Origin of the sequence: Streptomyces bohaiensis (genome assembly GCF_012033785.1) — a bacterium.
Lineage (GTDB): Bacteria > Actinomycetota > Actinomycetes > Streptomycetales > Streptomycetaceae > Streptomyces > Streptomyces bohaiensis.
In genome coordinates this window covers 1-2,742 of sequence record NZ_JAAVJC010000433.1, presented here as the reverse complement: position 1 = coordinate 2,742, position 2,742 = coordinate 1, and the positions used below count along the sequence as shown (strand labels likewise).

The 2,742-nt window shown below is 75.3% G+C and carries 1 protein-coding gene and 1 pseudogene; one reads left to right on the top strand and one right to left on the bottom strand.

The genetic code is table 11. The features are described 5' to 3' along the window. Window positions 1-604: pseudogene (locus HCN52_RS23635) on the top strand (hypothetical protein); the annotation flags it as partial. Window positions 605-765: 161 nt separating this feature from the next. On the opposite strand, the gene lysS reads toward HCN52_RS23635, so the two are convergent. Further along, window positions 766-2,535 (bottom strand): lysine--tRNA ligase, encoded by a 1,770-nt coding sequence (gene lysS, locus HCN52_RS23630; protein ID WP_168090457.1) that lies wholly within the window; start codon window positions 2,533-2,535, stop codon window positions 766-768. Window positions 2,536-2,742: the final 207 nt, after the last annotated feature.

The window sequence follows — 2,742 nt, the reverse complement described above, 5'->3', positions numbered from 1 at the left end:
GGCGGCGGCCGCCGCCGGCACGGAGCCGGGCACGGCCACCGCTCGGGAGCCCGGGTACCAGGAGCTTCCCGCCGACCCGCTGCCGCACCTCGCCCCCCGCGCGGAGCGCCCGGCCGGCGACGCCGGGCCCGGCCACGACCGGGTCGACGGCCGACCCGACGAGGCGGTCGAGCCACTGCCGGACTTCGCGACGGGTGACGCCCCGTACACCCACCCGCTCGCCGGCCCGTACGACCCGCCCGGCGTGGAGCCGTTCACCGACCCGCCCGCCGACACCGTGCCCGGCTCGGCCGGTCGCAGGGACCTGCGGGCACCGCTGGAGCGGCCCACCCGCGGGGACGAGCCCGCGCAGCCGGCGGACGGCGACGCACCGATGGGGCTGCCCGCCGGCGTCGAGCCCGGGGAGTTCTACTACCGGGCCTACCGGGAGCTGTTGGGCAGCTACGACGGCAGCACTCCGCCGAACGCGCGGCACCTCGCCCGGCACCTCTTCGACGCCCACCAGGTGGGCACCGCGGACGGCAACATGCTGAGCGAGCGGTACCTGCTCCCCTACGTCCGCGAGTGCCGGGAGCGTCACCGCACCGAGGTCGGCGTCGCCTGAGCGCGCCGGGGCCGATCCGGGCCCCGCGTCCGCGCGGGCCGGATCGCGCGGGCCGGATCGCACCGGCCCGCCGCCGACGCACCGAGGGCGGTGACACCCTGCCGGGGTGTCACCGCCCTCGTCCGCGCCGTGCGCGCCCCGGGGGAACGCGGGACGCCCGGTCAGACGCCGAGCAGCCGCCGCACGCGGTCGGCGCCGACGGCCAGCAGCAGCGTGGGCAGCCGCGGACCGGTCTCCACGCTGATCAGCAGCCGGTACAGCAGGGCGAAGAACGCCCGCTGCGCCACCTTCAGTTCCGGGGTGGGCTTGGCATCGGGTGCGAGCCCGGCACGCACCTTCGGCACGCCGTACACCAGGGTGGTCAGTCCCTCCAGCGACCAGTGGGTGTCCAGCCCGTCGACCAGCAGGGCGAGGGAGGCCCGCTGCTCCTCGTCGAGCGAGGCGAGGAGGTCGGCGTCCGGCTCGGTGCGGACCCGGGTCCGCTGCTCGGCCGGGACCTGGGTGGTGACCCACTGCGCGGCGCGGTCCAGCCGCGGCCGGACCTGCGCCAGGTCGGTGACCGGCGCCTCGGGGTCGAGGTCGGCGAGGATGCGGAGCATCTGCTCCTCGTCCCCCGTGGTGATGTCCACCACCGAGGCGAGCGTCCGGTAGGGGACGCGCCGCTCGGTCGCGGGCAGTTCACCGGCGGCGGTGCCGACCGCGCGGCGGTGGGCGGCGAGGTCCGCGGGCTGCGCCTGACCCTCGTCGATCTTGCGGGCCAGCGCGTCCCACTCGTCGTAGAGCCGCTGGATCTCCTGGTCGAAGGCGATCTTGAAGGACTGGTTGGGGCGGCGGCGGGCGTACAGCCACCGCAGCACCGGCGCCTCCATGATCCGCAGCGCCTCCTCCGGCGTGGGGACGCCGCCCTTGGAGCTGGACATCTTCGCCATGCCGGTGATGCCGACGAAGGCGTACATGGGCCCGATCGGCTGCACCCCGTCGAAGACCTCGCGCACGATCTGCCCGCCGACGACGAACGACGAACCGGGCGAGGAGTGGTCCACGCCGGAGGGCTCGAAGTCGACGCCCTCGTACTTCCAGCGCATCGGCCAGTCGACCTTCCAGACCAGCTTGCCGCGGTCGTACTCGCTCAGCCGCACGGTCTCCCCGTGGCCGCAGGCGCAGCGGTAGGTCAGGTCGGTCGTCGCGTCGTCGTAGGCGGTGACCGTGGTGAGGTCGCGCTCGCAGACGCCGCAGTACGGCTTGTACGGGAAGTAGCCGGCGTCGCCGGCGCTGCCGTCGTCCTCGTCGGCGGCACCGGAGCCCTCGGCGGCGGCGAGCTCGGCCTCGTCGGCCGGCTGCTGCTGCGCGCCCTGCTTGCCCTTCTTCTGCTGCTGCTTCTGCTGTCCCGCGGCAGCGGTGTCCTGGGGGCGGTCCTTGGTGCGGTACCGGTCCAGCACGGCGTCGATCGCGGCGCGCTGCCGGACGGCGTGAAGGATCTGCTCCCGGTAGGCCCCCGAGGTGTACTGCTCGGTCTGGCTGATGCCGCGGAACTCGACGCCCAGGTCGGCGAGGGCGCCGACCATCGCCGCCTTGAAGTGCTCCGCCCAGTTCGGGTGCGCGGAACCGGGGGGCGCCGGGACGGAGGTCAGCGGCTTCCCGATGTGCTCCTCCCAGGAGGAGTCCACGCCGGGGATACCGGCGGGCACCTTGCGGAACCGGTCGTAGTCGTCCCAGGAGATGATGTGCTCGACCGCGTGACCGCGGCGGCGGATCTCGTCCGCCACGAGGTGCGGCGTCATGACCTCGCGCAGGTTGCCGAGGTGGATCGGGCCCGAGGGGCTCAGTCCGGACGCGCAGACGATCGCTTTCCCGGGCGCGCGGCGCTCCGCTTCGGCGATGACGTCATCAGCGGATCGGGAGACCCAGTCGGTCTCGGCACCGGCAGCCACAGTGGTCTACTTCCTTCCGGAGAACGGGGCGCGCCGCTCCCCGGCGGGCGGGGCGCGGCGGCTCGCGGGGCCGCGGGCGCACCCGGGCCCGGCAGGTGAACCCCCCTAGTGTCACATGTGGCCACCGGCCCGCCGTCCGGGCCGCCCCACCCCCGGGGGCCGCCCACCGGGCCCCCGCGGCGGGCGCCGGGGAGGAGCGCGACAGGC